15 protein-coding genes are annotated in these 25,709 nt (G+C 61.4%); 4 read left to right on the top strand and 11 right to left on the bottom strand.

The window, feature by feature from the left end; genetic code table 11:
* Positions 1-57: 57 nt before the first annotated feature.
* From narI to ENGE1_RS23915, 5 genes are all read right to left on the bottom strand, one after another.
* Entirely contained in the window at positions 58-735 is a 678-nt protein-coding gene (narI, locus tag ENGE1_RS23935) for a respiratory nitrate reductase subunit gamma (RefSeq protein ID WP_043083512.1), read from the bottom strand.
* Positions 735-1,445, bottom strand: a complete 711-nt coding sequence (gene narJ, locus ENGE1_RS23930; protein WP_048273132.1) for a nitrate reductase molybdenum cofactor assembly chaperone — start codon at positions 1,443-1,445, stop codon at positions 735-737. Before narJ ends, narI begins: the two co-directional genes overlap by 1 nt.
* The gene (gene narH, locus ENGE1_RS23925) at positions 1,442-2,977 is read right to left on the bottom strand and encodes a nitrate reductase subunit beta (RefSeq protein WP_048255019.1); all 1,536 of its coding nucleotides are present in this window, start codon (positions 2,975-2,977) and stop codon (positions 1,442-1,444) included. The genes narJ and narH overlap by 4 nt, the downstream gene beginning before the upstream one ends.
* A complete protein-coding gene (locus tag ENGE1_RS23920; protein WP_048273131.1) occupies positions 2,974-6,717 on the bottom strand; it encodes a nitrate reductase subunit alpha in 3,744 nt (1,247 codons plus the stop codon). Before ENGE1_RS23920 ends, narH begins: the two co-directional genes overlap by 4 nt.
* 335 nt (positions 6,718-7,052) lie before the next feature.
* Complete coding sequence (locus ENGE1_RS23915) at positions 7,053-8,441, bottom strand: NarK family nitrate/nitrite MFS transporter (protein ID WP_043083505.1); 1,389 nt, start codon at positions 8,439-8,441, stop codon at positions 7,053-7,055.
* A 309-nt stretch (positions 8,442-8,750) separates the two neighbouring features.
* Here ENGE1_RS23915 and narX point away from each other — a divergent pair, with 309 nt between their 5' ends.
* On the top strand, positions 8,751-10,547 hold the full coding sequence (narX, locus tag ENGE1_RS23910; protein WP_048273130.1) for a nitrate/nitrite two-component system sensor histidine kinase NarX: 1,797 nt from the start codon (positions 8,751-8,753) through the stop codon (positions 10,545-10,547).
* A complete protein-coding gene (gene narL, locus ENGE1_RS23905) occupies positions 10,540-11,190 on the top strand; it encodes a two-component system response regulator NarL (protein WP_064360810.1) in 651 nt (216 codons plus the stop codon). The genes narX and narL overlap by 8 nt, the downstream gene beginning before the upstream one ends.
* On the opposite strand, the gene ENGE1_RS23900 is transcribed toward narL, so the two are convergent.
* Positions 11,187-12,593, bottom strand: coding sequence for a YchO/YchP family invasin (locus ENGE1_RS23900; RefSeq protein ID WP_119218101.1), 1,407 nt, complete (start codon positions 12,591-12,593; stop codon positions 11,187-11,189). The genes narL and ENGE1_RS23900 overlap by 4 nt on opposite strands.
* A 151-nt stretch (positions 12,594-12,744) precedes the next feature.
* Between ENGE1_RS23900 and ENGE1_RS23895 the strand changes: the two genes are divergently transcribed.
* Both ENGE1_RS23895 and ENGE1_RS23890 read left to right on the top strand, forming a co-directional pair.
* Positions 12,745-13,296, top strand: coding sequence for a YbhB/YbcL family Raf kinase inhibitor-like protein (locus ENGE1_RS23895; RefSeq protein ID WP_045287639.1), 552 nt, complete (start codon positions 12,745-12,747; stop codon positions 13,294-13,296).
* 49 nt (positions 13,297-13,345) lie between these two features.
* Positions 13,346-13,696 (top strand): DsrE/DsrF/TusD sulfur relay family protein, encoded by a 351-nt coding sequence (locus ENGE1_RS23890; protein ID WP_043083497.1) that lies wholly within the window; start codon positions 13,346-13,348, stop codon positions 13,694-13,696.
* A gap of 38 nt (positions 13,697-13,734) precedes the next feature.
* On the opposite strand, the gene ENGE1_RS27490 is transcribed toward ENGE1_RS23890, so the two are convergent.
* The 5 genes from ENGE1_RS27490 to ENGE1_RS28140 form a co-directional block, all read right to left on the bottom strand.
* On the bottom strand, positions 13,735-16,791 hold the full coding sequence (locus ENGE1_RS27490) for a glycosyltransferase (RefSeq protein WP_048255022.1): 3,057 nt from the start codon (positions 16,789-16,791) through the stop codon (positions 13,735-13,737).
* Positions 16,791-18,041 (bottom strand): HlyD family type I secretion periplasmic adaptor subunit, encoded by a 1,251-nt coding sequence (locus ENGE1_RS23880; RefSeq protein ID WP_080941332.1) that lies wholly within the window; start codon positions 18,039-18,041, stop codon positions 16,791-16,793. The genes ENGE1_RS27490 and ENGE1_RS23880 overlap by 1 nt, the downstream gene beginning before the upstream one ends.
* Positions 18,022-20,202, bottom strand: coding sequence for a type I secretion system permease/ATPase (locus ENGE1_RS23875; protein WP_048255023.1), 2,181 nt, complete (start codon positions 20,200-20,202; stop codon positions 18,022-18,024). Before ENGE1_RS23875 ends, ENGE1_RS23880 begins: the two co-directional genes overlap by 20 nt.
* Positions 20,199-21,644, bottom strand: a complete 1,446-nt coding sequence (locus ENGE1_RS23870; protein WP_080732667.1) for a TolC family outer membrane protein — start codon at positions 21,642-21,644, stop codon at positions 20,199-20,201. The genes ENGE1_RS23875 and ENGE1_RS23870 overlap by 4 nt, the downstream gene beginning before the upstream one ends.
* 185 nt (positions 21,645-21,829) lie before the next feature.
* The coding region (locus tag ENGE1_RS28140) for a beta strand repeat-containing protein (RefSeq protein WP_155731570.1) at positions 21,830-25,709 on the bottom strand (3,880 nt) is incomplete at its 5' end.

Below are 25,709 nucleotides of genomic sequence, written 5' to 3'. Positions count from 1 at the left end.
CCAATAAAAAGGCCCTGCAAATGCAGGGCCAGAAGCAAAAATACCAAAGCCAACCGATCAGCGGCGGGCGCGCACGATCTGGTATTTGCGGGTCAGATACTCTACCGGCACGCTCCAGATATGCACCAGGCGGGAGAACGGGAACAGCAGGAACAGCGTCATGCCCAGCACCAGGTGGATGCGGTAGACAAAGGCCACGCCGTCCAGGTAGTGCGCCGCGTCGCCGCGGAAGGTCACCACCGTCTGCGCCCAGTTGACCAGCTTCATCATTTCGCTGCCGTCCGGATGCTGGGCGGAGAAGTGAATCGAGGTCAGGCCAAGCGCGCACTGCACCACCAGCAGAGTGAGGATCAGGATATCCGCTTTGGTGGTGGTGGCGCGCACGCGCGGGCTGAGCAGGCGGCGCTTGAGCAGCAGCGCGCCGCCTACCAGGCACAGGACGCCGGCGGCACCGCCGCCGAACATCGCCATTTTCTGCTTCACCGCCAGCGGCAGCCACGCTTCATACATCCAGTGCGGAGTCAGCATACCGAGGAAGTGGCCGGCAAAAATGCCCAGGATGCCGAGGTGAAACAGGTTGGATGCCAGGTTCATTCCCTTGCGGTCCAGCATCTGGCTGGAGCCCGCGCGCCAGGTATACTGGCCGTAGTCGTAGCGCAGCCAGCTGCCGATCAGAAAGACCGATCCCGCAATGTACGGGTAGATATCAAAGAAGAAGATATTCAGGAAGTGCATTAGCGCTCTCCTCCGTTAGAGATATTCAGATACTGCGGTGCGACCGCTCCGGCGAAGCGGCGCTGGTGCGCCGCAATGTCCGAATCCGCACAGCCCTGGTCGGCAAAAAACTTGACCTGCTCTTCTTCCCAGACCGCGTCAAGCGCCTGCGGCGTATCGTCCCGGGCCTCGTCGGCGATTTTTGCCGCCACTTTATCGCTGTCAACGGCGCTGTTGGCGACCGCCAGCAGGACGTCAAACAGCACCGCGTAGCGGCTTTCGCGCTGGCTCAGGCGGGCGCTGAGCAGCGCCAGGATCGGCGCCACGTCCTGCAGGCCGCCGATAGCCTCGGCCTGCGGCAGCTGCGCCAGGTACTCCAGATAGAGCGGCAGGTGGTCCGGCAGCTCGCGGCTGTCCAGCTCCAGGCCGTACCGGCGGTACTGCTCCAGCAGGTCGACCATTGCCTGGCCGCGGTCGCGGGACTCGCCGTGAACGTGCTCGAACAGCAGCAGCGAGGTCGCGCGGCCGCGGTCGAACAGTTCGCTGTAGGCTGCCTGGGCATCCAGCAGATCCTGCGCCGTCAGCTCACGCAGAAAGACGCACAGCCTTTGCGCATCTTCGCGCGCCAGCAGCGTAGACGTCGCCAGCTCGTCGTGGATCTCCTGCTGATGCTGCCACAGGGCAGCGTCCGGGTACTCCAGCAGGCGGGAGATAATCATCAGCGCTTTCATGGATGCGGCTCCGTTTTGCTGCTCACGTCGACGGCGTCGATGCGGCGGCTGTTAAACAGGTTGAACTTGCCGTCTGAACCGTGGCAGCCGTCGCCGAAGCTGAAGCCGCAGCCGCCCTTCTCCGGGAAGGCGTCGCGGGCGAGCTCCCGGTGGCTGCTCGGCACCACGAAGCGGTCCTCGTAGTTGGCGATCGCCAGATAGCGGTACATCTCCTGCGCCTGGGCTTCGGTCAGGCCGACTGCCTCCAGGGCGCGCACGTCGGTAACGCCGTCCACGGTTTCCGCCCGCTTGTAGTGGCGCATCGCCAGCATCCGCTTCAGGGCGTTGAGCACCGGCGCGGTATCCCCGGCGGTCAGCATATTCGCCAGGTACTGGACCGGAATACGCAGACTCTCGACGTCCGGCAGAATGCCGTTGCTGCCGATAGTCCCGGCATCGGCGGCTGACTGGATCGGCGACAGCGGCGGCACGTACCAGACCATCGGCAGCGTGCGATATTCCGGGTGCAGCGGCAGAGCAAGGCGCCACTCCATCGCCATCTTGTAGACCGGCGACTGCTGCGCGGCGTCGATCACGCTCTGCGGCACGCCGTCCTTCAGCGCCTGTTCAATCACTTTCGGGTCGTTCGGATCGAGGAACACGTCCAGCTGGCGCTGATAGAGATCTTTTTCACTCTCGGTGCTCGCCGCCTGCTCGATGGCGTCCGCATCGTACAGCAGCACGCCGAGGTAGCGGATGCGGCCCACGCAGGTTTCGGAACATACGGTCGGCTGACCCGCTTCAATACGCGGGTAGCAGAAGATGCACTTCTCGGACTTACCGCTCTTCCAGTTGAAGTAGATTTTCTTGTACGGGCAGCCGGTGATGCACATCCGCCAGCCGCGGCACTTGTCCTGGTCGATCAGCACGATGCCGTCTTCTTCACGCTTGTAGATGGCTCCGCTCGGGCAGGTCGCCACGCACGCCGGGTTGAGGCAGTGCTCGCACAGGCGCGGCATGTACATCATGAAGGTGTTTTCGAACTGGCCGTACATCGCCTTCTGCACGTTGTGGAAGTTCCGATCGCGGGAGAGCTTCTCAAACTCGCCGCCCATATCGTCTTCCCAGTTCGGGCCTTTGGTGATTTTCTCCATCCGCTGGCCGGTGATTAGCGAGCGCGGGCGGGCGATCGGCTGCACCTTGCTCTCCGGCGCGCTGTGCAGGGTCTGATAGTCGTAGTCAAACGGCTCATAGTAGTCTTCGATGCCCGGCAGATGCGGGTTGGCGAAGATCTTGCCCAGCAGCAGGGCTTTGTTACCCATCCGCGGCTGGAGCTTGCCGTTGATTTTGCGGATCCAGCCGCCCTTCCACTTCTCCTGGTTTTCCCAGTCGGTCGGGAAACCGGTGCCCGGCTTGGTTTCCACGTTGTTGAACCACGCGTACTCGACGCCTTCGCGGCTGGTCCAGACGTTCTTACAGGTCACCGAGCAGGTGTGGCAGCCGATGCATTTGTCGAGATTCAGCACCATGCCGACTTGTGAACGAATTTTCATTTTACGCTCTCCTGTACCTGGTCTTTGCCTTCGCCGTCTAACCAGTTAATGTTCTTCATCTTGCGCACCACTACGAACTCATCGCGGTTGGAGCCCACGGTGCCGTAATAGTTAAAGCCGTAAGCCAGATGGGCATAGCCGCCGATCATGTGGGTCGGTTTCGGGCTGATGCGGGTGACCGAGTTGTGGATACCCCCGCGCTGGCCGGTAATTTCCGAGCCCGGGAGGTTCACGATGCGCTCCTGGGCGTGGTACATCATGGTCATCCCTTCCGGCACGCGCTGGCTGACCACCGCGCGGGCGGTCAGGGAGCCGTGGCTGTTAAACACTTCGATCCAGTCGTTGTCCGCAATGCCGAGGGACTTCGCGTCAATTTCGCTCATCCACACTACCGGCCCGCCGCGGCCCAGGGTCAGCATCAGCAGGTTGTCGCTGTAGGTGGAGTGGATGCCCCACTTCTGGTGCGGCGTCAGGAAGTTGAGCGCCTTCTCCGGGTTGCCGTTGGACTTCTTACCCATCACCGCCTTCACCGAGCGGGTATCGATCGGCGGACGGTAGACCAGCAGGCTCTCGCCGAAGTCGCGCATCCACTGGTGATCCTGATACAGCTGCTGGCGACCGGACAGGGTGCGCCACGGGATCAGCTCGTGAACGTTGGTGTAGCCCGCGTTGTAGGAGACGTGCTCATCTTCAAGGCCGGACCAGGTCGGGCTGGAGATGATTTTGCGCGGCTGCGCCTGAATATCGCGGAAGCGGATCTTCTCCTCTTCTTTATTCAGCGCCAGGTGCGTATGGTCGCGCCCGGTGGCTTTGCTCTGCGCTTCCCAGGCCTTGACGGCCACCTGGCCGTTGGTTTCCGGCGCAAGCGTCAGGATCATTTCCGCCGCATCAATGGCGGTATTGAGCATCGGCTGACCTTTCGCCGGGCCGTCGGCCTTGACGTAGTTCAGCTTGCGCAGCAGATCCACCTCGCTCTGGGTGTTCCACGAGATCCCCTTGCCGCCGTTGCCCAGCTTCTCAAGCAGCGGCCCGACGGAGGTAAAGCGCTCGTAAGTCGCCGGATAGTCGCGCTCGACGGTCATGATATGCGGCGCGGTCTTGCCGGGGATCAGGTCGCACTCGCCCTTCTTCCAGTCCTTCACGTCCAGCGGCTGGCCCAGCTCTGCCGGGGAGTCGTGCTGAATCGGCAGGGTCACCACGTCGGTCTCTTTACCCAGATGGCCGACGCAGACTTCGGAGAAGGTTTTGGCGATGCCTTTATAGATCTCCCAGTCGCTCTTCGACTCCCAGGCCGGATCGACTGCCGCAGAGAGCGGATGAATAAACGGATGCATGTCCGAGGTATTCATGTCGTCCTTTTCGTACCAGGTGGCGGTCGGCAGCACGATGTCGGAGAACAGGCAGGTGCTCGACAGGCGGAAGTCGAGAGTAACCACCAGATCCAGCTTGCCGTCGAGGCCGTTGTCCTGCCATTCGACTTCTTCCGGCTTAATGCCGCCCTGCTGGCCGAGATCCTGGCCCTGAATGCCGTGCTCGGTGCCCAGCAGGTACTTGAGCATGTACTCGTGGCCCTTACCGGAGGAGCCCAGCAGGTTGGAGCGCCAGATAAACAGGTTGCGCGGGTGGTTCTTGCCGTTTTCCGGCTGCTCGGCGGCGAAACGCAGGGAGCCTTCCTTCAGCGATTTCACGGTGTAGTCCACCGGGCTCATACCCGCTTTCGCCGCATCGGCGGCCAGGGTCAGCGGGTTGGTGCCCAGCTGCGGCGCGGACGGCAGCCAGCCCATGCGCTCGGCGCGGACGTTGAAATCCAGCAGATGGCCGCTGTAGCGGGACTTGTCCGCCAGCGGCGACAGCAGCTCCTGGGCAGTGACCGACTCATAGCGCCACTGGCTGGAGTGGTTGTAGAAGTACGAAGTGCTGTTCATATGGCGCGGCGGGCGCGCCCAGTCCAGCGCAAAGGCCAGCGGCAGCCAGCCGGTCTGCGGGCGCAGCTTCTCCTGGCCCACGTAGTGCGCCCAGCCGCCGCCGCTCTGGCCGACGCAGCCGCAGAACACCAGCATGTTAATGATGCCGCGATAGTTCATATCGAGGTGGAACCAGTGGTTCAGACCGGCGCCGACGATGATCATCGAGCGGCCGTGGGTGCGGTCGGCGTTATCGGCAAACTCGCGGGCGGTGCGGATAATCTGCGCCGCCGGTACACCGGTGATCTGCTCGGCCCAGGCCGGCGTATACGCCTTAATGTCTTCATAGCTGCTGGCGCAGTTATCATCGCCCAGGCCACGATCGAGGCCGTAGTTGGCCAGGGTCAGATCGTAAACGGTGGTCACCAGGCGAGTGCTGCCGTCGGCCATCTGCAGGCGCTTAACCGGCAGCTTGTGCAGCAGGACGTTTTCCAGCTCGACGCTGTTAAAGTGCTCGGTGCCCTCGCCGCCGAAGTACGGGAAGCCCACCTCGGCAATATCGTCGTGGCCGCCGAGCAGGGAGAGGCGCAGCTGCACCTCTTCGCCGCTCTTACCGTCGCGCTGCTCCAGGTTCCACTTGCCCTTGTCGCCCCAGCGGAAGCCGATGGAGCCGTTCGGCGCGGTTAAGTCGCCATTATCGTTAATGGCAACGGTTTTCCACTCCGGGTTGTTCTCCTGGCCCAGGGAGTCCACCAGATCGGAGGCGCGCAGCATGCGGCCCGCCGCGTAGTAGCCGTCGCGCTCTTCGAGCGTGACCAGCATCGGCATATCGGTATAGCGGCGCACGTAGTCGGTGAAGTACTGGCTCGGATTGTCGAGGTGGAACTCGCGCAGCATCACGTGGCCCATTGCCAGCGCCATCGCCGCGTCGGTGCCCTGCTTCGGCGCCAGCCACAGGTCGCACAGCTTGGCGATCTCGGCATAGTCCGGCGTCACGGCAACGGTCTTGGTGCCCTTGTAGCGTACTTCGGTAAAGAAGTGGGCGTCCGGGGTACGGGTCTGCGGCACGTTGGAGCCCCAGGCGATGATGTAGCTGGAGTTATACCAGTCGGCGGACTCCGGCACGTCGGTCTGCTCGCCCCAGGTCTGCGGCGAAGCCGGCGGCAGGTCGCAGTACCAGTCGTAGAAGCTCAGGCAGGTGCCGCCGAGCAGAGAGATGTAGCGCGCCCCCGCGGCATAAGAGACCATCGACATCGCCGGGATCGGCGAGAAGCCCGCCACGCGGTCCGGGCCGTAAGTTTTAATGGTATAGACGTTGGACGCAGCGATCAGTTCGTTCACTTCCTGCCACGAGGAGCGCACGAAGCCGCCGCGGCCGCGCGCCTGCTTGAAGCTTTTAGCCTTATCGGCATCTTCGATAATCGAGGCCCAGGCGTTGACCGGATCCGGGTGCTGCGCCTTCGCTTCGCGCCACATCTTCATCAGGCGCTTGCGCATCAGCGGATACTTGAGGCGGTTTGCGCTGTAGAGATACCAGGAGTAGCTCGCCCCGCGCGGGCAGCCGCGCGGTTCGTGGTTCGGCATATCCGGGCGGGTGCGCGGATAGTCGGTCTGCTGGGTCTCCCAGGTGACCAGGCCATTCTTAACGTAAATCTTCCAGCTGCAGGAGCCGGTACAGTTTACCCCGTGCGTCGAGCGCACAATCTTGTCGTGCTGCCAGCGCTGGCGATAGCCATCCTCCCAGTCCCTGTTGGTTTCCAGAAGCTGGCCGTGCCCATCGGCAAAGGTTTCGCCCTTCTGCTTGAAGTAGCGAAACCGGTCCAGAAATTTGCTCATCGGGTCTCTCCTGTATGGAGCCTGCGGCTCTCTGATAAATCGACATTGCAATTTGAGTTGCGGCGACAGTAACGTCCTGAAAGGCGAGCAGAATTGATGGCGATCAAGACGGGAGAGCGTCTGGTCAAAGGTGCATAAATGACCTACCACCATAGAGTTATCAGCTAAATCAGGCTAATTTATTGTTTAATAATGGTTTTATCACTAAGTTGTTCGAATTAGCGGCGCGAGAGCCCGGCATAAGGTATTAAGGAGTAGGCAATAGTATGTTGTAACTAAATAACGCGCTAAAAAAGACGCGGCGAACCGCGTCCCGGGGTCAGGTTAACCTGCCGTTACTTCGCTTTACGTCCGTAGACTGCCCAAGTGATGACCACGCAGGCGATATAGAACACGAGGAACAGCTTCATAGCGCCCGCAGGCGAGCCGGTCAACGCCAGCGAGGTGCCGAAGGCTTTCGGGATAAAGAAGCCGCCTACCGCGCCGATGGCCGAGATAAAGCCCAGCGCCGCCGCCGTATCGGTGGCCGCTTCGCGGGCCGCCTCTTCATCGCTGCCGCCCTGTGCCTTAACGCGTTCGGCGGTCTGCTTGCGGAAGATGACGGAAATCATCTGGAACGTGGAGGCGCTACCCAGCCCGGCGGTCAGGAACAGCACCATAAAGACCGCGAAGAACGCCTGGAAGTTGCCGCCCGCGCCGTTCACCGGCAGGGTCATAAAGACCAGACCGCAGAAAATCGCCATCAGCACAAAATTCACCAGCGTCACGCGGGTGCCGCCGAGGCGGTCAGAAATCGCGCCGCCTGCGGAGCGGGCAAGCGCGCCCACCAGCGGGCCGAAGAAGGCGTAGTGCATGATGTTCACGTCGGGGAACTGGGTTTTCGACAGCATCGCAAAGCCGGCGGAGAAGCCGATAAAGGAGCCGAAGGTCGCCAGATAGAGCAGGCTCATGATCCACAGGTGGCCGCGCTTGAGCACCGGCAGTTGCTTGCTGAGCGAGGTCTTTGACGCCGCAATGTCGTTCATACCGAACAGCGCGGCCAGGGTGAAGATGACCAGGAAAGGCACCCAAATCCACGCCGCATTTTCCAGGTAGATGCGGGAGCCGTCGGCCTGCTCAACGCCGTGGCCGCCGAAGAAGCTGAACACGCCGAGGGAGATGACCAGCGGTGCAACCAGCTGCATCACGCTGACGCCCATATTGCCGAGGCCGCCGTTGATCCCCAGCGCCCCGCCCTGCTTCTCTTTCGGGAAGAAGAAGCTGATGTTGGCCATACTGGAGGCGAAGTTCGCCCCGGCGAAGCCGCACAGCAGCGCGATAATAATAAAGGTATTAAATGACGTGGTCGGATCCTGAACCGCCAGCCCGAGCCACACGCAGGGAACAATCATGATCCCGGTGCTGAAGGCCGTCCAGCGGCGGCCGCCAAAAATCGGCACCATGAAGGAGTAAGGCACGCGCAGCAGCGCCCCGGAGAGCGCCGGCAGCGCCGTCAGCAGGAACAGCTGATCGGTGGTAAAATTAAAGCCGACCTTATTCAGGTTGACCGCCACGGCGCTGAACAGGATCCAGACGCAGAACGCCAGCATCAGACAGGGAACGGAAATCCACAGGTTACGGCTGGCGATGCGGTGCCCGCACTGCTGCCAGAAGGTGTGATCTTCAGGGCGCCAGTCGGTGATAACGGCGCCTTGCTGCTTTTCCGGCACGGAGGAGTGACTCATAGAAACCTCTAATGATTGAGACAGATGCTGCAACATTAGGGCCTGCCGGGCAAGGTAAGTTGATATAAATCAAAGGACAACGCGAGATAAAATTGTGCGAAAATCGCGCATGACTCTTAGTGAGTAGTCTTTTCTGGCCATGAATCCGCGGATTATCATACCCACAGGGGGATTATATCGGACCCGCCACATTTTCCGATCCCTTACGGCAATTAAGAGGTAATACTTTATAGGTATGGGTATACTCCAGAGGATGGCTGAAAATAGCCGCAATCCGGGCACTTCTCCCGGTCAGGAGTTCCGCATTTCATGTTTAAACGCCTTTTTACGCCGCTTACGCTGGTCAACCAACTGGCGCTCATCGTCCTGCTGTCGACCATTATCGGCGTAGCCGGTATGGCGGTCTCTGCCCGGCTGGTCTACGGCGTTCAGGGCAGCGCCCACGCCATTAACAAAGCGGGCTCACTGCGGATGCAGAGTTACCGGCTGCTGGCGGCGGTTCCCCTGAAAAGCAGCGACGCTGCCCTGCTTGATGAAATGAACGCCACCGTTTTCAGCACTGAACTGATTGAAGCCGCCCGCCGCGATGGGCAACGTACCCAGCTCAGCGCCCTGCAGCGCTACTGGCAGACTGAGCTGCTGCCCGCGATGCAGCGCGCCCGCAGTCAGCAGGTGGTGGCAAGCCAGGTCGCAGGCTTTGTCAACCGTATTGACCAGCTGGTGACCGATTTCGACCATACCACCGAAGAGCGTATCGCGCACGTCGTGAGGCTGCACCGGATCATGATGCTGTGTATGGGAATGCTACTGCTGTTCACTATCGTCTGGCTGCGCGCCCGCCTGCTGCGCCCCTGGAAGCAGCTGCTGGGGATGGCCCGGGCGGTCAGCCGCCGGGACTTCGGCCAGCGGGCGAAAATTAGCGGGCGCGACGAGATGGCAACGCTCGGCAGGGCGCTGAATAACATGTCAAAAGAGCTGGCGGAAAGCTACGCGGTGCTCGAGCAGCGGGTGCAGGAGAAAACTGCCAACCTCAAGCATAAAAATGAAATTCTTGCCTTTCTCTGGCAGGCCAACCGCCGCCTGCACTCTCAGGCGTCGCTGTGCGAGCGCATCTCGCCGGTGCTCAACGGCCTGCAGGATCTGACCCTGCTGCGCGATATTGAGGTCCGGGTATACGATACCGAAGACGAAGATAACCATCAGGAGTTTATCTGCCACTCCGCCGCCAGCTGCGATGAGCGCGGCTGCTTCCTCTGCCCGCGCAATCTGCCCGCTGAAGCAACCGGCGGCATCACCTTAAAATGGCGGCTGACCGATGCCCACAACCAGTATGGCATCCTGCTGGCTACCCTGCCCGCCGGGCGTCACCTCAGCCACGACCAGCAGCAGCTGGTGGATACGCTGGTTGAACAAATTACCGCCACGCTGGCGCTGGACAGGCACCAGGAGCGCCAGCAGCAGCTGATCGTCATGGAAGAGCGGGCCACGATTGCCCGGGAGCTGCACGACTCCATCGCTCAGTCCCTCTCCTGCATGAAGATGCAGGTGAGCTGCCTGCAGATGCAGGGCAGCACGCTGCCCGAAGAGAGCCGCACCTTACTCAGCCAGATGCGTAATGAACTGAACACCTCCTGGGCCCAGCTGCGGGAGCTGCTGACCACCTTCCGCCTGCAGCTCACTGAACCCGGCCTGCGGCCCGCGCTGGAGGCCAGCTGCCAGGAGTACAGCGCCCATTTCGGCTTTGACGTCCGGCTCGACTATCAGCTGCCGCCGCGTCTTGTTCCTTCCCACCAGGCAATACACCTGCTGCAAATCGCCCGCGAGGCCCTGAGCAATGCCCTCAAGCACGCCCAGGCCACGGCGGTGACCGTCAGCGTCATCCAGCAGAACAATCAGGTCCGTTTAACCGTTGCTGATAATGGCCGCGGCGTGCCGGATAATGCAGAACGCAGCAATCACTACGGACTTATCATCATGCGCGACCGCGCCCAGAGCCTGCACGGCGACTGTCAGGTCAAACGGCGAGATGGCGGCGGCACCAACGTCGTTGTCACCTTCATCCCCGAAAAATCCCTCCCTCAATCTCAAGGAGACTCCCATGACTAATCAGGAACGGGCAACGATTTTGCTCATCGACGATCATCCCATGCTGCGCACCGGCGTGAAGCAGCTCATCAGCATGGCGCCGGACATTGAGGTGGTGGGCGAAGAGAGCAACGGCGAACAGGGCATTGAGCTGGCGGAATCGCTCGATCCGGATCTGATCCTGCTCGATCTCAACATGCCGGGCATGAACGGTCTGGAGACCCTGGACAAGCTGCGCGAGCGCGCGCTCTCCGGCCGGGTGGTGGTGTTTAGCGCGTCGAATCACGAAGAGGACGTGGTGACTGCCCTCAAGCGCGGAGCCGACGGCTATCTGCTCAAGGATATGGAGCCGGAAGATTTACTCAAGGCGCTGCAGCAGTCCGCCGCCGGCGAGATGGTGCTGAGCGAGGCGCTAACGCCGGTGCTGGCCGCCAGCCTGCGGGCCAATCGTGCCACCTCTGACCGCGACATCAATCAGCTGACGCCGCGCGAGCGCGATATTCTCAAGCTGATTGCCCAGGGCCTGCCCAATAAAATGATCGCCCGTCGCCTTGATATCACCGAGAGTACGGTCAAGGTGCACGTCAAGCATATGCTGAAGAAGATGAAGCTCAAGTCCCGGGTTGAAGCCGCCGTCTGGGTCCATCAGGACCGGGTATTTTAAGGCTGCCACAGCGCATCGTCTGAAGGCACACCCGGCAGCGTCGTCAGCGGCTCTGTCAGCACCAGCGTTATCTCGTTCGACGAGACGCGCTGGCCTTTTTCATCCTCAACCACCACCGACAGATGCCAGCGGTTGCTGGCCCCTTCGCTGCTGTCCCAGGCCGGCATAATGATGCTCCAGCCGTCGGCGCTGTTGCGGTTTACCGGCGGCGTCAGGCTCAGCGCCTGGCCGTCACCCTGCCAGGTCAGGGAGCGTATCTTATAGCGGCTGCGCACCTGCAGCTTCAGCTGCACCGTCTCGCCCGGCTTGAGATCCCACGGCGGCGTGGCGAGAAAGACCGACAGCGTTTTACGCTGGCGATACTCCACCACCGGCAGTTGATTGCGCTCCGGCGCATCGTAGCGGCTGCCGCGCAGGGAGGTGAAGGCCGCCACTTCGCTGGATTCAAGCTGCTTTTTGAGCGGCACGCCGAAGCGGTAGTTGAGCTTCATGCCGACGTTATTCTGACTGACGCCGCTCTCGCCCTGCTTGTGCTCCGCCGTCAGGGTCATCAGCGGCACCGGCGTGTAGTTGAGCCCCAGCGAGACGGCCACCGGATTGCGGTAGCCGGTGCCGGAGTGAAACAGGTCGACGCTGTCGCCAAAGTACTGCTCAAGGCTAAGGCTGGTATTGACGTAGCGGTAAAACGGCAGACGCGCCTGGGCCGTGACGTCGTAACCGCGCGCCATGCGCTGCTCTTTCAGATCGCTGTCGCTGCGCCAGCCGCTGAGCGGCTGATAGTAGTTGGCCGACAGGCGCAGATACTCGCTCCAGGCCTCGGCGCCGAAGCCGCCGCGCCGCAGATTGTCGTGAAGCTGTGCGTCATAGAAGGTGTTGTAGCCAAGCAGCCAGCTTCCCGCCACCCAGCGCTGGCCAAGGCCAAGATTGCTCACCGTACCCTCGTCCTGGCGGGTAAAGCCCACCTGGCTCCAGGTGAGATAGCGGTCATTATCCGCCAGCGGCACAAACCAGCTGCCGTGGCTGCCGGTAAAGTTGCCTTTATCATCCACCAGCAGCTGGGCGCTGGCGTTGCCCCACGGCGAAAGCCAGTAGTCGAGCTGCTGATTAAACTCGGTGTTAAACCGCTGGTTGATTTTATCCAGCGCGAACTGGCGGGCGCGCTCGCCGGTGGCGAGGCCGTTATCGACCATGCTGGCCTCGCCGAAGGCCTTCACCATCTCAGCCAGATGCTTCTGATCGTCGCCACTTTCGGGTGCGATGCCCATATCCGGCAGGGCTTCAGCCGCGCTGACGCTGAACGGATTTTTCGCCTGCTCGACATAAAACTGGCGCACAGCGGCAGCGCTTCCTGCGAGAGGCAGGAGCAGCAGCGGAAGGCAGTGTCGTAAACGCAAAGTGGTCAAAACGTCAGCGGGTTCCTGTCAGTTATGTGACATAGGGCACAGTTAATAAGTTTACCGACAATCGGCAGCGATTTCAGCCTTTGACTAAATTTCAGGAAAAAACCGAGTGCTGGTCTACAGTTAGAGTACCCACACATAATGAGCGCTTTTTATGCAGCACACACTATCTTTTACTCTTTGCGCAGGGATGCTGTTCGCCGCCGCGTCGGCCGGGGCCGCGGATCTCTTTATCCTGCAGTCGCCCGCCTTTGCCGATAACGGCATGATGACGGCGAAGTATGCCGGCAATGATAAGCAAAATCCCAACTGCAGCGGCGAAAACAACTCGCCGCCGCTGGTATGGAGCAACCCGCCGCCGCAGACCCGGAGTTTTGCGCTGGTGGTCCACGATCCGGAAGGCAATAAGGGCCTCGGCGTGACCCACCTGGTTGCCTACAACATCATTCCGGCGGCGACCGGCTTCTCGCCCAACGCTCTGCGCGACGGGAAAGGCTTCACCGGGGGTAAAAACAGTAAAGGCACCGGCGCCTGGTACGGTCCCTGCCCGCCGCCGGGCAGCGGCGCGCACCACTATACGTTTACGCTTATCGCCACCTCGCTGCCGCCGGATCTGCCCGCCGGGCTGACCCGCGAGGCGCTGTTTGACAAACTCAAGGGCCACCAGCTGGCCGCCACCGGCCTGATTGGCCGCTTTGGACAGTAAGCGCCGAACGCAGTAGCATAGGAATAGCCAGATAATTTCAGGAGGAAGGATGCAACGTATTGTGATTGTCGCCAGCGGCGCGGCCTACGGCAGCGAGTCGCTGTTTAACAGCCTGCGCCTCGCCATTGCCCTTAAAGAGCAGCAGCAAATCGACCTGAAGCTGTTTCTGATGTCCGATGCCGTTACCGCCGGCCTGCGCGGGCAGAAGCCGGCCGAGGGCTATAATATCCAGCAGATGCTGGAGATCCTCACCGCCCAGAGCGTGCCGGTGAAGCTGTGCAAAACCTGTACCGACGGGCGCGGCATCACCGGCCTGACGCTGGTTGACGGCGTGGAAGTAGGAACCCTCGTGGAACTGGCGGAGTGGACGCTGGCGGCGGATAAAGTGCTGACGTTCTGATTCGCGCCGCCCCCGGCACCCGCCGGGGGCGGCATTCTCTATTCTGTTCGAACCTTTACCCCGCTCGCCCACTGCCACCAGTCCTGCCAGCGTTCTGCTACCGCCTCCGGGGCGTAGCGCGCCGCGCGTTCGCGCGCTGCGGCGGACATTTTTTGCCAAGCAGCGTCATCGCTCAACACGGCGATCAGGGCGTCGGCCAGCGCCAGCTCATCGTCCTGCGCCACCAGCACGCCGGCCCCGCTGTCGGCCAGCAGCTCGCGGGGGCCATATTTAATATCGAAGCTGACCAGCGGGGTACCGTATCCGAGCGACTCGAGGCCGAACAGCGAAAAACCCTCTTCCCGCGAGCAGAGCACGGCGCAGCGGCTCTGCCGCTGGGCGGCGACGATATCGGCAGAAAAATCATTGATGGCTATCGCCGTCTCAAGACCGGCGTCGCTGACCTGCCGGCGCAGTGCATTGCGCAGCGGCCCGGTGCCGTAGCACACCAGTCTGGCGTCGGGCAGTACGCTGACCACCAGGGCAAAGGCGCGGATCAGCAGCGCATGCTGCTTTTCCGGCGCATAGCGCGCCATGCACAGCACCTGACGCCCGGCGGCAGATTTCCCTTCAGCCGTCGGAAGTGAACCGCCGTGTGGGATCGCCAGCAGGCGCGCGGCGCTGACCCCTGCCAGCGCCAGATCGTCGCGCTGCTCTCCGGTCAGAGCGACGATTTTGTCCACGGCATCAACCGCATCAAGTAAGTGGGCGTAGCTCCACTTCACCCGGCCATCCGCCAGCAGGTGAGTACTGTGCAGCATCGCCGTCAGCGTCGAACCCGCCGGACGCAGCGCGCGGTTCAGGGCGAAATCGCGCCACGCCGCGTTCTTGTCGATAATAAAATGGCGACCGATCGCCGGGTCGAGGGCGGCAGACAGCAGCCAGGCGCTGATCTGGTCCTCCCGGGTCGCCGTCTCAATGTTGCCGCGTTCATTTCGCCACTCGGCGCGGGACAGGTTTACGCCATCCCGCCGGGCCTGATAATACTTACGCAGCAGCACCTGCCCGTAAGCGTCGATGAAATCCTCCTGAGCCAGCCTTCCCTTATGCTCCCCCTCCTGGTGTAAAACCTGACGCCGGTAGAGCGCCGGCGGCACCGGCAGCCGGCGCGGCGCCCGCTGCTCAAGCGGCTGCAGCCTGCCGAGATCGCGCAGGCCAGGCAGCTCATCATAGACGTGGCTCACCGCCACCTGCCCGGGCAGCTTACCGGCGGTCCGCAGCGCATCGGCAGTTTGCCGCCAGCCCGGGTTCCAGCGGCAGAGCACCAGCCTCGTTGGCAGATGCAGATAATCAACAAAAAGCTGCGCCCGGCGGAGCATTGCCACCTCGATGCCGTTACCCACCTCGCGCAGATCCTCACCGAGAAACAGTACCTGCGGCTCATCGCCGGCGGGCAGCCGGTGCTGCATCTTCAGCATCCGGTGCCAGGCGGTCAGCCCGGAGAGGTAGTGCTCCACATCATCAATGCGTACCCGCCAGGCGTGGTGGCGGATAAAGAAGCTGCCGACAATCCGCGACGGTCTGGCGAAGAACATTGCCAGCTCCGGCCAGAAAAAGCCGTTCATCAGGTAGCGGGCGCGGTGGGCCAGCGCCCGGTCGAATTTCTCCGTGTCAAAATCATCGAGCAGATGGCGGTGCTCGCTGGCGGCGAGACGCACCAGCATCTGGCTGGCGGCCATCATCAGCTCCAGCAGCGTCGGATAGGTAGTGATGCGATTAAGCACGAAGTCGAGATGATCGCGCACGTTGTCGAGGCCAAAGCGGAAGTAGCGCTCCTCCGGGCAGTAGGCCACCAGTTCATTGACGCAGTAGCTCAGCCAGTGGTCGTGGGCGCACCAGTGCTCGCGGGCGATAAAGCTGTCGAAGGCCTTGTGCACCATCTCAAGCAGCCAGGCCTGACCGGTAAGGCCATACAGCCGCATCAGGGCAAAGGCGGCCTCACCATCGTAGTAGATGATGCGCTCGGCCGCCTTCAGGCTCAGATCCGGATAGTTGATAACGTGGACGAAGGCCCCGGTTTCCGGATCCTGCATATAGCGCAGGGTGCGCGCCAGGCGCAGCATCTGCGGCAGATAGCGGGTATCGCCGGTGAGGCTGGTGTACTTCGCGAGGGCGAGTATCGCCAGCGCGTTGCCGCCGAGCTTGACCTCATTGCCGACATCCACCAGGAAATCGGCCATTTTGCCGCCCGGCAGCGGGCGGCTGTGAATAAGCTCAGTGGTCAGGTAGTGCAGCGCGCGCTCAATGGCGGCAAACTCGGCGGGTTCCCGGGTGTGCTCCCAGCCCTCCAGCAGCGCGTAGGTGGAGCTGGCGTGGCGCAGGGCGTTATAGCTGGGGATCGGCTTATCAAAGCAGGGAAACCAGCCGTAGTCGTATTTGCCGCTGTCGTGAATCTGCGCCGCCAGAAAGCGGCTGGCGCTGGCAATGGCGTCGTTAAGATGGCCGCCCGGCCAGTCGTTAAGTTCGCGATAGCCCGCCTCGCGGCCCTTATCGCAGATGGAATAAAGGCTGTCGCCCTCGGCGAAAATCGCCGCCGTTTTAAACCGCCAGAGGGTCGCCTCATCCTCGCCAAACGCCAGCGCCTCGCCGAAGCGCCGCTTTGCGTAGCGGGCCAGATTAGCGTCATTCAGCGCCGCCACCGGCGTCTCGCTGCGGTAGAGAATAGCGTTGCCGGAAATCTCCTGCTCCAGCAGCGCGCGCCGGAACCGCGGGTCGAAGCTCAGGCCGAAGCGAAAATAGCTGCGCTTAGTGCGCGAACATTTCTCCTTGAGCGCAGCGACGCTGAGCTTTTCCGTCCAGTTCACCACGTCCACCCGCAGCCAGGTGGGCTGGCGGGCATCCGCCGCCAGCAGTGCGTCAAACGCCTGCCGCCATGCCTCATCAAAGCTGCCGCCGCAGCCGGTGGCAACCCGCGCCCGCGCCTCCGGCTCGCCGGCGCTGATAAACAGCACGCAGTCGGGATGCGGCGCGGCAAGAGAGGCAGTGTGCAGCGCACGCGCGGCGTCGGCGATGCGCCTGGCCCACGTCGGCTGGCGGTGAAAATCGGTTTGCTCCATTAGCGCTCCCTCAGGGCTTCTTTGGCTTTGTTAAAGGGTTTAATCAGATAATCCAGCACGGTCTTTTCGCCGGTTTTAATATCGACGTTGGCAATCATCCCCGGCACAATGGCGAACTTTTTGCCGGCTTTGTTTTTCAAATACGCGTGGTCGGTGCGGATAAACACCCGGTAGTAGTAGATTTCCGGCTTGGCCTCGTCCTGTATCGTATCCGGGGAGATGCTCTCCACCACGCCGTGCAGGCCACCGTAGATGGCGTAATCATAGGCGGTGATTTTCACCAGCGCGGGCTGATCCGGATGGATAAAGGCGATGTCGCGTGGCGAGAGCCGGGCCTCCACCAGCAGCCGGTCATCAACCGGAACGATCTCCATCAGCTCGCCGTTGGGCGGAACCACGCCGCCGAGGGTGGTTACCTTAATGTTTTTGACGATGCCTTTCACCGGCGAGCGCACCGTCATGCGCATCACGCTGTCCTCCCGGCCGCGGATCACTTCGGCCAGCGAGTTGGCCTCGGCGGTGGCCTTCGCCAGCTCCTCGCGGGCCTGCACCCGGTACTGGGCGCGCAGGTCGAGCTGCTTGAGCTGCAGATCCGCAAGCTGACGCTCCAGGCGCAGCACCTCAACGTTACTCGCCGCGCCGGTGTTGGCCAGCCGCCGGGTAATGGTTAATTCGTTCTGCACGGAGGTGATGGCGTCATTAAGCCGCGCTTTCGAGTCAGCAAACTGGCTTTTACGCATCGTGTAGAGCCGGGTTTCCGAGGCAATCAGCAGCGGCGCGCTGTTCAGCTCCGGCGGAAAAGTCAGCGGCAGGTCGTTGACCTCTGCCGACAGCCGGCTGCTGGCGGCGAGCGCGGCCTGGTAGCGGGCAAGGCTTTCGCCGACGCTGGACTGGGAGCGCGTCGGATCAAGACGGGCGACCACTTCGCCGGCGTTGACCCGCTGGCCTTCGCGCACGTTGAGCGCTACCAGCACGCCGCCGTCCAGCGACTGCAGCACCTGCTCGCGGGAGCTGGGGATCACTTTGCCGGTACCGGTAGAGACTTCATCCAGCGTGCCGAAGGTGGCCCACAGGCCGGCCGCCAGCAGCAGCGCGCCGCAGAGCGTAACGATCCGCCCTGAATGCGCCAGGGCCTGGTTATCCGGCTCATCTTCCAGAGCGTGGTTCTCCGGGCCGGGCCGGGCGACCGCGGCGGCCGCCCCGCTCTCTTGCGCCGCAGAGTGGATGTCGTCAGGCTGGTTTTCTTTCATTGCTGCCCGCCCCTCCGCTTTCTGAATTCTGGCGCGACAGCGCCTTCTCTTTTGGCATATCCATCACCAGGCTGCCCTCTTTCAGCACCAGCACGCGGTCGATAATCGCCATCACGGCAGTGCGGTGGGTCGCGACGATCAGCGTCCGCCCCGCCAGCCAGTTTTCCAGCCTGGCGAGGAACGCCTTCTCAGTATGTTCATCCAGCGATGCCGTCGGCTCGTCCAGCAGAACAATATTCGGATCGCGCAGGATCAGGCGCGCCAGCAGAATGGACTGGCGCTGGCCGCCGGAGAGCCCGATGCCGCCCTCCATAATCGGATGATCCAGTCCGTGGGGCAGCTTGCGCACGAACCCGGCGGCGCCGGCAATCTCCAGCGCCTCAAACACCTCTCGATCCTGGGCCAGCGGCGCGCCGAGTTTCAGGTTGTCGCGCAGGGAGCCGTGAAACAGGCGGGCGTTTTGCGTCAGCAGGCCGATATTGCGCCGCAGATCGGCGACGTCGATATGCGGCAGGCTCAGCGAATCAAGCTTCAGCTCGCCCTGAGTCAGCGGAATACCGCCGATCAGCGCCTGCAGGAAAGTGGATTTCCCGGCGCCGTTGCGCCCCAGCACCGCAATGCGCTCCCCGGGCTGAATATCCAGGTTCGCTACCCGCAGCGGGACGGTCGGCGAGTCGGGCTGGTAGCGGAACGCCGCGTCGGTAAAGGTAAAGTGGCCGTGGAGCACGTCCTGATGCAGCGCCTGGGCGTCGAAGCTGTTTTCGACCGGCAGTTGCATAATGCTGTCAATACCTGCCTTCGCCGCCTTCGCCTGCTGCCAGCGGGCCAGCACGCCGCACAGGGCGGTCATCGGCGCCACCATGCGCGATGAGAGCTGCGAGGCGGCAATAATGGCCCCGGTAGTAATATCGCCGTCGATGACCATCGGCGCGCCGACGACGATCACTACCGCGTAGACCAGCCCCTGTACGCTCATGCCCCACGCCAGCAGTCCCTGGGTCACCCGGCGAGTTTTCAGACCAGACTGGGCGGTGATGCGAATGTAGCTGTTCCACTGCTGCAGGAAGTGGTTCTCGGCCTGCATTAGCTTGATATCCTCCATGTTCTGCACGCTCTCCACCAGCACAGCGTTACGTAGGGTCGACTCCTCGACGTGGTCGCGGGCCAGCGCCGCCAGCCGCTTCTGCAGCAGCAGCCCGGGGACGATCATGATGATGGCGGCGAGCGGCGCAATCCACGCCAGCTGCGGAGCGATAATCGCCAGCACCAGCAGGAACAGTACAAAAAATGGCAGGTCCGCCATCACGCTGACGGTGGTTGAGGTGACCATTTCGCGAATCGATTCCAGCTCGCGCAGCTGCGAGATAAAACTGCCGGTAGAGCGCGGAATAGCGCTGGTTTTCAGGCGCAGGGCGTGGCCGAAGACGCGATCGGAGATGCGCATGTCCGCCTGCTTACCCAGCAGGTCGGTAACGCGGCTGCGCAAAAGCCGCATCAGAAAACCGAAGAAGACGGCGATCAGCACGCCGATAAACAGCACGTAGAGCGTGGGATAGGACTGGGCGGGGATCACCCGGTCATAGACCTGCATGGAGAAGAGGATCCCGGCCATCGCCAGAGTGTTTATTATCAGCGACGCCAGCATGACATGCCAGTAGGGCCGCAGCTTCTGCAGTACCAGGCCGCGCAGCCAGCCGGGGTGCCACTGGGAGAGATAATTTTTCACCCGACTGTCGCCGGCCATCGTCGCCGGACGCAGCGCTACCGCAACGCGCACCTCGGCCAGCAGCGGCAGCAGCGGCAGCTGGGTCACCAGATTATCTTCGCTGCTGAAGCTGACGCCGACCATCGACTCGCCGTCAAAGTGCTCAATGACGCCGACCTGTCCGTCGTTAAGCTGAACGACCAGCGGCAGCCGCCAGCCGGAGATCGCGGTGACGCCCCCGTCGAGCATTCTCACCGACAGCCCGGCGTGCCGGGCCATGTTTTTCAGCACCGTCGGCAGCGCTCGTCCGCGCTGCCAGCGCGCCACAGATTTGACGCTGCCCGGTGAGTAAGAGAGCCGGTAGTGGCCAGCCACCCGGCATATCGCCTGCACCCAGCCGTCAACATTCTCTGACGCCGCCACCTGCGGTTCCGGTGTCGCTTTTATGTCGCTCATGGCCGGATCTCCACGCCCTGAATGGACCGGTTTTCCAGCGCAAACAGGTGCCGGGTCAGTCCGGTGTTATAGAGACAGTCGAGCTGCAGACTGCGCCACTGGGTCTCGGTTTGCTGCTGCATAAAGCGGGTCTGGTAGACCTCCTGTTCGGCGTTAAGCACATCCAGCAGCGGCCGGTTACCGAGACCGAGATACTGCTCTTTATAGAGTTCCTGAGTTTGCTTATTCAGTGCGAGCTGCCTGACCTGCAGGGCCAGGGTCTGCTCAAGGCTGAGCGCTTCGTTCTGCGCGGCCATCAGCTGCTGGCGTACTTCAATGCGGGTAGTGCGCACCGCCGCCTCGGCGGCCTCAAGACTGTGCTGGGCCGCATTGCGCCCGGCGGTGAGTCCGCCGCCCTGGTAAATCGGCATCTGCACCCGGACGTAGGCCGAATACTGCGTGCGGTCGAGCTGTTCATGGTTGGCGTAGCGGTCATTGAGGTAGTGGGTCACCTCCGGTTCAAGCGAGATGGTGGGCTTCATCTGCGCCTCAGCGCCGGAGAGCTGGGCGGCGGCCTGGGCCATCTGCGCCTGGGAAGCCAGCACGGCGGGGACCAGCGCGTCATCTACTTTCGCCCGCCGGCAGGACTGACCAAGTTTTTCGGGAAAAAGGTTATCGACGCGCCCGATGCGCTCCCACCCCAGCCATGAGGTCAGCGTGGCGCGCCAGCGCTCGAGACTTGCCTGATATTGGGTAAGGGTGGCGCGCGCGCCTTCAATACGTGCATTGGTCTGCACCACGTCAGAGAGCGAGCTGGCGCCCTCGTCGTTGCGCTGCTTCTCCAGCCGGCCGATGGTTTCCAGCGCGTCGAGCTGTTCGCGGGCAATCTGCACCAGTTGCTGAAAGCCCTGCACCTGCACCAGCGCCGCGGCGCTGTCGTGGGCCACTTTATCAATACTCAGCAGGACGTTTGCCTGCTGCTGGGCCAGCGCGCTGTTGGCTTCGCGCACCGCGCTGTCGACCTTGCCAAAGTCATACAGCATCTGCGACAGAGAGAGCACCAGCGACGGCGAATAGCCGCCGTCGTTATAGGTATTGGTGACACTGTTATTAATCCCGCCGCTGATTTGCGGATAATATTTCGCCCGTGCGATATTAATGCGCTCCGAGGCGGTAAATAATTTTCCGACCTCGCTGCCAATATCGGGATACCACTGCACCGCCCGTTCCACGGCCGCATTCAGGCTCAGCAGCGCGGGAGCCGACACCGCGCTTTTTTCACCCGGGCGCGAGCCGTCCAGCGCCGGCAGCGTATCTGCCGGCGAGAGCTGTTGCGGGCTGATGCGTGCGGCTTCAGCCGGATCTCTTTCTCCCCAGATAGCCAGGGCAGCGGGCGAGAAAGAACAGGAAAACAGCGTCAGCAGGCCCGTAAAGCAGAATCTGCGCGTTCTTAAGCAGCCCATAATTTATTCCAGCGTCAATTATTATGATCCCACAATTTCATTACTCATTACGCGATAATGCCGCGTACGGCTCGCCGTCTCGTCCTGATGCGCGCGCCGCAAATAAGACCAAAAGTGCGGGCCCGGTCGGCGGTAAGCAGAACCGGGTCCGCCGGGGGAGCGTGCCCTCCCCCGCGATGTCACCCTCAGCTATGACCCGAAGTGGTGTGATGCTGAATTAACTCCTCCAGCGTCATATTTGTGTTCTCCAGCGTAATCAGTTCCGTGGGCTGGAAGGCAGCGCCCGCTGAACCATCCCGGTCTATCGACACCACGGTATCGCCGCTCTCAGTGTGCTCCACAGATAAATATTGCCCCAGATCATCATTATTACCATCCCAATCCGTCAGTAACTCACTGACATCTATACGATCTCCATCACTGGCCGAGAAATCTTGCCAGGTGTCGTGCCCGTTACCGCCCGTCGCGTCGGCATTGTCCAGCAGGTGGAAAATTACCGAATCTGCGCCGGCACCGCTGGTGAAGGTGTCGTTATAAGCCGTACTGCCCATCGTGTCGGCATAGGCGCTGCCGGTGAGCTGCGGGTGCAGATCGATGGTCAGGGTAGCGCTGGCACTCTGATCCGATGGGCCATTCAGCGTGTAGTTGAATACCTCTTTGTGGGTCAGGTTGTTGAGGTTAGTCTCCGTCATCGTGTAGCTGTAGCTGCCGTCACCGTAGACCGTCAGAGTGCCGTAGCTGCCCTGGACCGTGTGCGGCGCGCTGTCGTTCTGCGCCACGGTAATCGACGCACCGCTGCCCTGAACGGTCAGGGTGGTGCCGACGGAGATCACATTGTCAACGTGATTGTCGGAGCCCGAGCCGTCGAACAGGTTGCCGGTCGCGGTGACGGTCTGCTCGGTGGTGTGGTAGTCGCCCAGCGCCACTTCGGTGCCGTGGATATTGGCGCTGATGGTTGCGTTACCCGTGACATCCAGGAACGCAGCTTTTGGCGAGAGGGCATGAATATGGAGCGTATAATCTCCCTCGGCCAGGTTGACTCCGGTAAGCGCAACATTAACCGTTGAGCCCGTCGTTAAGCCGCTACTGGTCGAGAGTACAGACGAACTGCTGGCAACTGTCTGCCCCGCGCTGTTCGTTATGTAGTAACTCAATTGCAGCCCGATATTTGCCAGAATATTGTCGTCTGACAACACATACTGCAGCGTAATATTCTGCAGCTGATGCCCGTCTGTAACGTGGAAATTCCCCTGGAAGTCTTTAGTAACGTCCTGCGACTTACTGTTTGCCAACGTCGCCGTCGTCACACCATCCTGATTATTTGTCGTCAGGATATTGGTAAACGCTACGTCTCTGCTAACGCTGTCATCCACCGCGTCCAGTACAGGATGCTGCAGATTTACCGTCAGCGTCGCCGAGGCCAGCGTGCCGTCCGGCGCCTTCACCGTATAGGTGAAGGTTTCTGACTGACCGACCGTTGACAGCGACTGCCCCGCATTCAGCGCATAGGTATAAGCCCCGTTGGCATTGATGGTCAGCGTGCCAAACTCACCCTGGATCACCGTCGAGCCGGTTGACGACACCGCGATACCGTTAACGCTGCTCAGCACGCTGCCCGACGGCAGCGTATCCATTTCTCCGCCCGCGCTGTCCCCGGCAATAACGTTGCCGCTAACGCTGCCGCTCTCCGTGGTGACCAGATAAGAGACATCCTTATCGAGCACCAGCGTATAGCCGCCCGCAACCGTAACGCCGTTGCTGATATTCATCAGCAGCAGGTAGTCGCCCTGCCCAAGCGTGTAATCCAGATTACTGGACTTACCGCCAAGCACTGCAAGGAACCAGTCCTTCTGTTGCTTAAACAGCTCATAATTGCCGCTGGTTTCATTGTATTTGTAGATATACAAATCAAATGTTGCCCCGAGCATAATACCGCCGGCCGTGGCGTGCATGCTGACGTTACGCACTTCGTCGGCGCCAACAGAGAGACGGATCTGGTCGTTAAAGTTCAGCAGCGACAGATCCAGCACATCGCCAAGCCCGGCCTTAAGCAGTGCGAATCCGGTTTTACTGCTGGCACCATGATCGACCGTCTCAGGTAACGCATCCACCTGCAGCGTTGCGGTATCATCTACCGCGATAACCGGCGCAGCCTCACCCTGCGTACCCAGCGTGATATTCAGGTTAGCGCTGGAGCTGTGCGTGCCGTCGCTTAAGGTATAGGTGAAGTTTTCCGATTTCCCTTCCGCCTGTGCAGCCGATGTGGTCAGGGTGTAGACATATTTACCGTCACTGTAAATTGTCAGCGTGCCATATTGGCCGAGGATAGTCGTTCCGCCGGCGGCTACGGCGTGGGATAGCCCCTGAGCATCGGTGACGCTGCTGACCACTGTTCCGACCGTGATCGCATCAATACCGTGAACGGCATCGCTATCGGTGATCACGTTGCCGTTGAGGCTGCCGTGCAGCTGATCCGGCCCGGTATCCGTTACGATAACGCTTACCGTGGTGTTTGACGCCAGTCCCAGCAGCGTATTGTCGCTGTAGCCGATCGCCCGGTACTGGCCGACGCCCAGATCGTCGAGGCGCAGGGTCACGCGATTGTTGTCAATGATAACAATCAGGCCGCTGTTCGCATGGCTATCCGCCACGGTTTCCCACTGCCCGGTGGTGCTGTTAAAGCGCTGAATCAGCACGTTAACCGAGTTCAGAGCATTGAGTAAGGATGTGCCCTGGACATTCACCTCAATATCGGCGGAGTGGCCTTCGCTGACCACAAAATTGACGGCAGCGTTCTGATTACCAAGCAGCGTCAGCAGATTGCTGAGCGCGCCGACCAGCAGGAATCCGCTGTCGGAATGGATCTCAGTGGTAACCAGCGGCGTTTCAATCATCACCACATCGTTATCCTGCGCCTGCAGCGTATCGCCGGTACCGCCGTCGGGGCCCTGGCCGAGCATCACTTCCAGCTGGGCGCTGGAGGTGGTCATGCCGTTGCTCAAGACGTAGGTAAAGACATCGGTTTTACCCGCGTTAGCGCTTGAGACATTGGTTATCTCATAGCTGTAGCTGCCGTCTGCCTTGATAGTCAGGACACCGTACTCTCCCTGAATGGTTACCGATTCACCGCTCGTCGGCACCGTGACGATCGTACCGTCGCTATTAATGATCTGGCTGACGACGGTGCCCGGAGGCACCGAGTCGCTTCCGTTAACGCCATCATCGTCCGTAATGGCATTCCCCACCGCCGTGCCGCTGATAACCGGTCCGCTATCGGTAACCTGAACGTCAACATTCGTGGATGACAGTACCCCGAGCAGCGGGTTATCGCTGAATGCCACCACGCGGTACTGGCCCTCACCGAGATCGGCCGCATTAAGGGAGACGGTCTGGCCACCAATTATCGTAATCAGCGACGGACTCGACACGCTGTCTTTCACCGTTACCCAACTCTGGGCCGTGTTATCCCAGCGCTGCACCGCCACGTCGAGGTCATTGATGGCCGACAGCAGCGAACCGCCGGTAATATTTGCCACAATGTCAGCCGAATGCCCATTGCCCACGCTAAACTGCGCCATCGCCGTACCGCTACCGATATTCAGCAGACCGCCAAGCAGACCAATAAAGACGGATCCGCTGCCAGTATGATTACTCTGTTCTGTTGCCGTGGACTCTGTAACGGTCAGCATTACCCGATCGTTGCGGGCTTCGAAATCGGAGTCGAAATCGGAGTCGCTATCGGAGTCGCTATCGGAGTCGCTGTCGGAGTCGCTATCGGAGTCGCTGTCGGAGTCGCTGTCGGAGTCGCTGTCGGAGTCTGAGTCGGAGTCACTGTCGCTGTCAGAGTCTGAGTCACTGTCAGCATCCGAATCGCTGTCAGAGTCAGAGTCGCTGTCGGAATCCGAATCACTGTCAGAATCCGAATCACTGTCGGAGTCAGAGTCGCTGTCAGAGTCAGAATCACTGTCGGAGTCTGAGTCGCTGTCGGAATCCGAGTCGCTGTCCGAATCCGAATCACTGTCGGAGTCCGAATCACTGTCGGAGTCCGAATCACTGTCGGAGTCC

Source organism: Pluralibacter gergoviae ATCC 33028 = NBRC 105706 (assembly GCF_001598855.1).
In the GTDB taxonomy this organism is placed as follows: domain Bacteria; phylum Pseudomonadota; class Gammaproteobacteria; order Enterobacterales; family Enterobacteriaceae; genus Pluralibacter; species Pluralibacter gergoviae.
This window is presented reverse-complemented; position numbering and strand designations above follow the sequence as displayed.

Bases quoted from the DNA above. Each gene is read 5' to 3' on its own strand.
- narJ (WP_048273132.1), bottom strand. From the start codon at position 1,445: ATGAAAGCGCTGATGATTATCTCCCGCCTGCTGGAGTACCCGGACGCT.
- ENGE1_RS23875 (WP_048255023.1), bottom strand. From the start codon at position 20,202: ATGAGCGACATAAAAGCGACACCGGAACCGCAGGTGGCGGCGTCAGAG.
- narL (WP_064360810.1), top strand. From the start codon at position 10,540: ATGACTAATCAGGAACGGGCAACGATTTTGCTCATCGACGATCATCCC.
- ENGE1_RS23895 (WP_045287639.1), top strand. From the start codon at position 12,745: ATGCAGCACACACTATCTTTTACTCTTTGCGCAGGGATGCTGTTCGCC.
- ENGE1_RS23890 (WP_043083497.1), top strand. From the start codon at position 13,346: ATGCAACGTATTGTGATTGTCGCCAGCGGCGCGGCCTACGGCAGCGAG.
- ENGE1_RS27490 (WP_048255022.1), bottom strand. From the start codon at position 16,791: ATGGAGCAAACCGATTTTCACCGCCAGCCGACGTGGGCCAGGCGCATC.
- ENGE1_RS23915 (WP_043083505.1), bottom strand. From the start codon at position 8,441: ATGAGTCACTCCTCCGTGCCGGAAAAGCAGCAAGGCGCCGTTATCACC.
- narH (WP_048255019.1), bottom strand. From the start codon at position 2,977: ATGAAAATTCGTTCACAAGTCGGCATGGTGCTGAATCTCGACAAATGC.
- ENGE1_RS23870 (WP_080732667.1), bottom strand. From the start codon at position 21,644: ATGGGCTGCTTAAGAACGCGCAGATTCTGCTTTACGGGCCTGCTGACG.
- narI (WP_043083512.1), bottom strand. From the start codon at position 735: ATGCACTTCCTGAATATCTTCTTCTTTGATATCTACCCGTACATTGCG.
- ENGE1_RS23920 (WP_048273131.1), bottom strand. From the start codon at position 6,717: ATGAGCAAATTTCTGGACCGGTTTCGCTACTTCAAGCAGAAGGGCGAA.
- narX (WP_048273130.1), top strand. From the start codon at position 8,751: ATGTTTAAACGCCTTTTTACGCCGCTTACGCTGGTCAACCAACTGGCG.
- ENGE1_RS23880 (WP_080941332.1), bottom strand. From the start codon at position 18,041: ATGAAAGAAAACCAGCCTGACGACATCCACTCTGCGGCGCAAGAGAGC.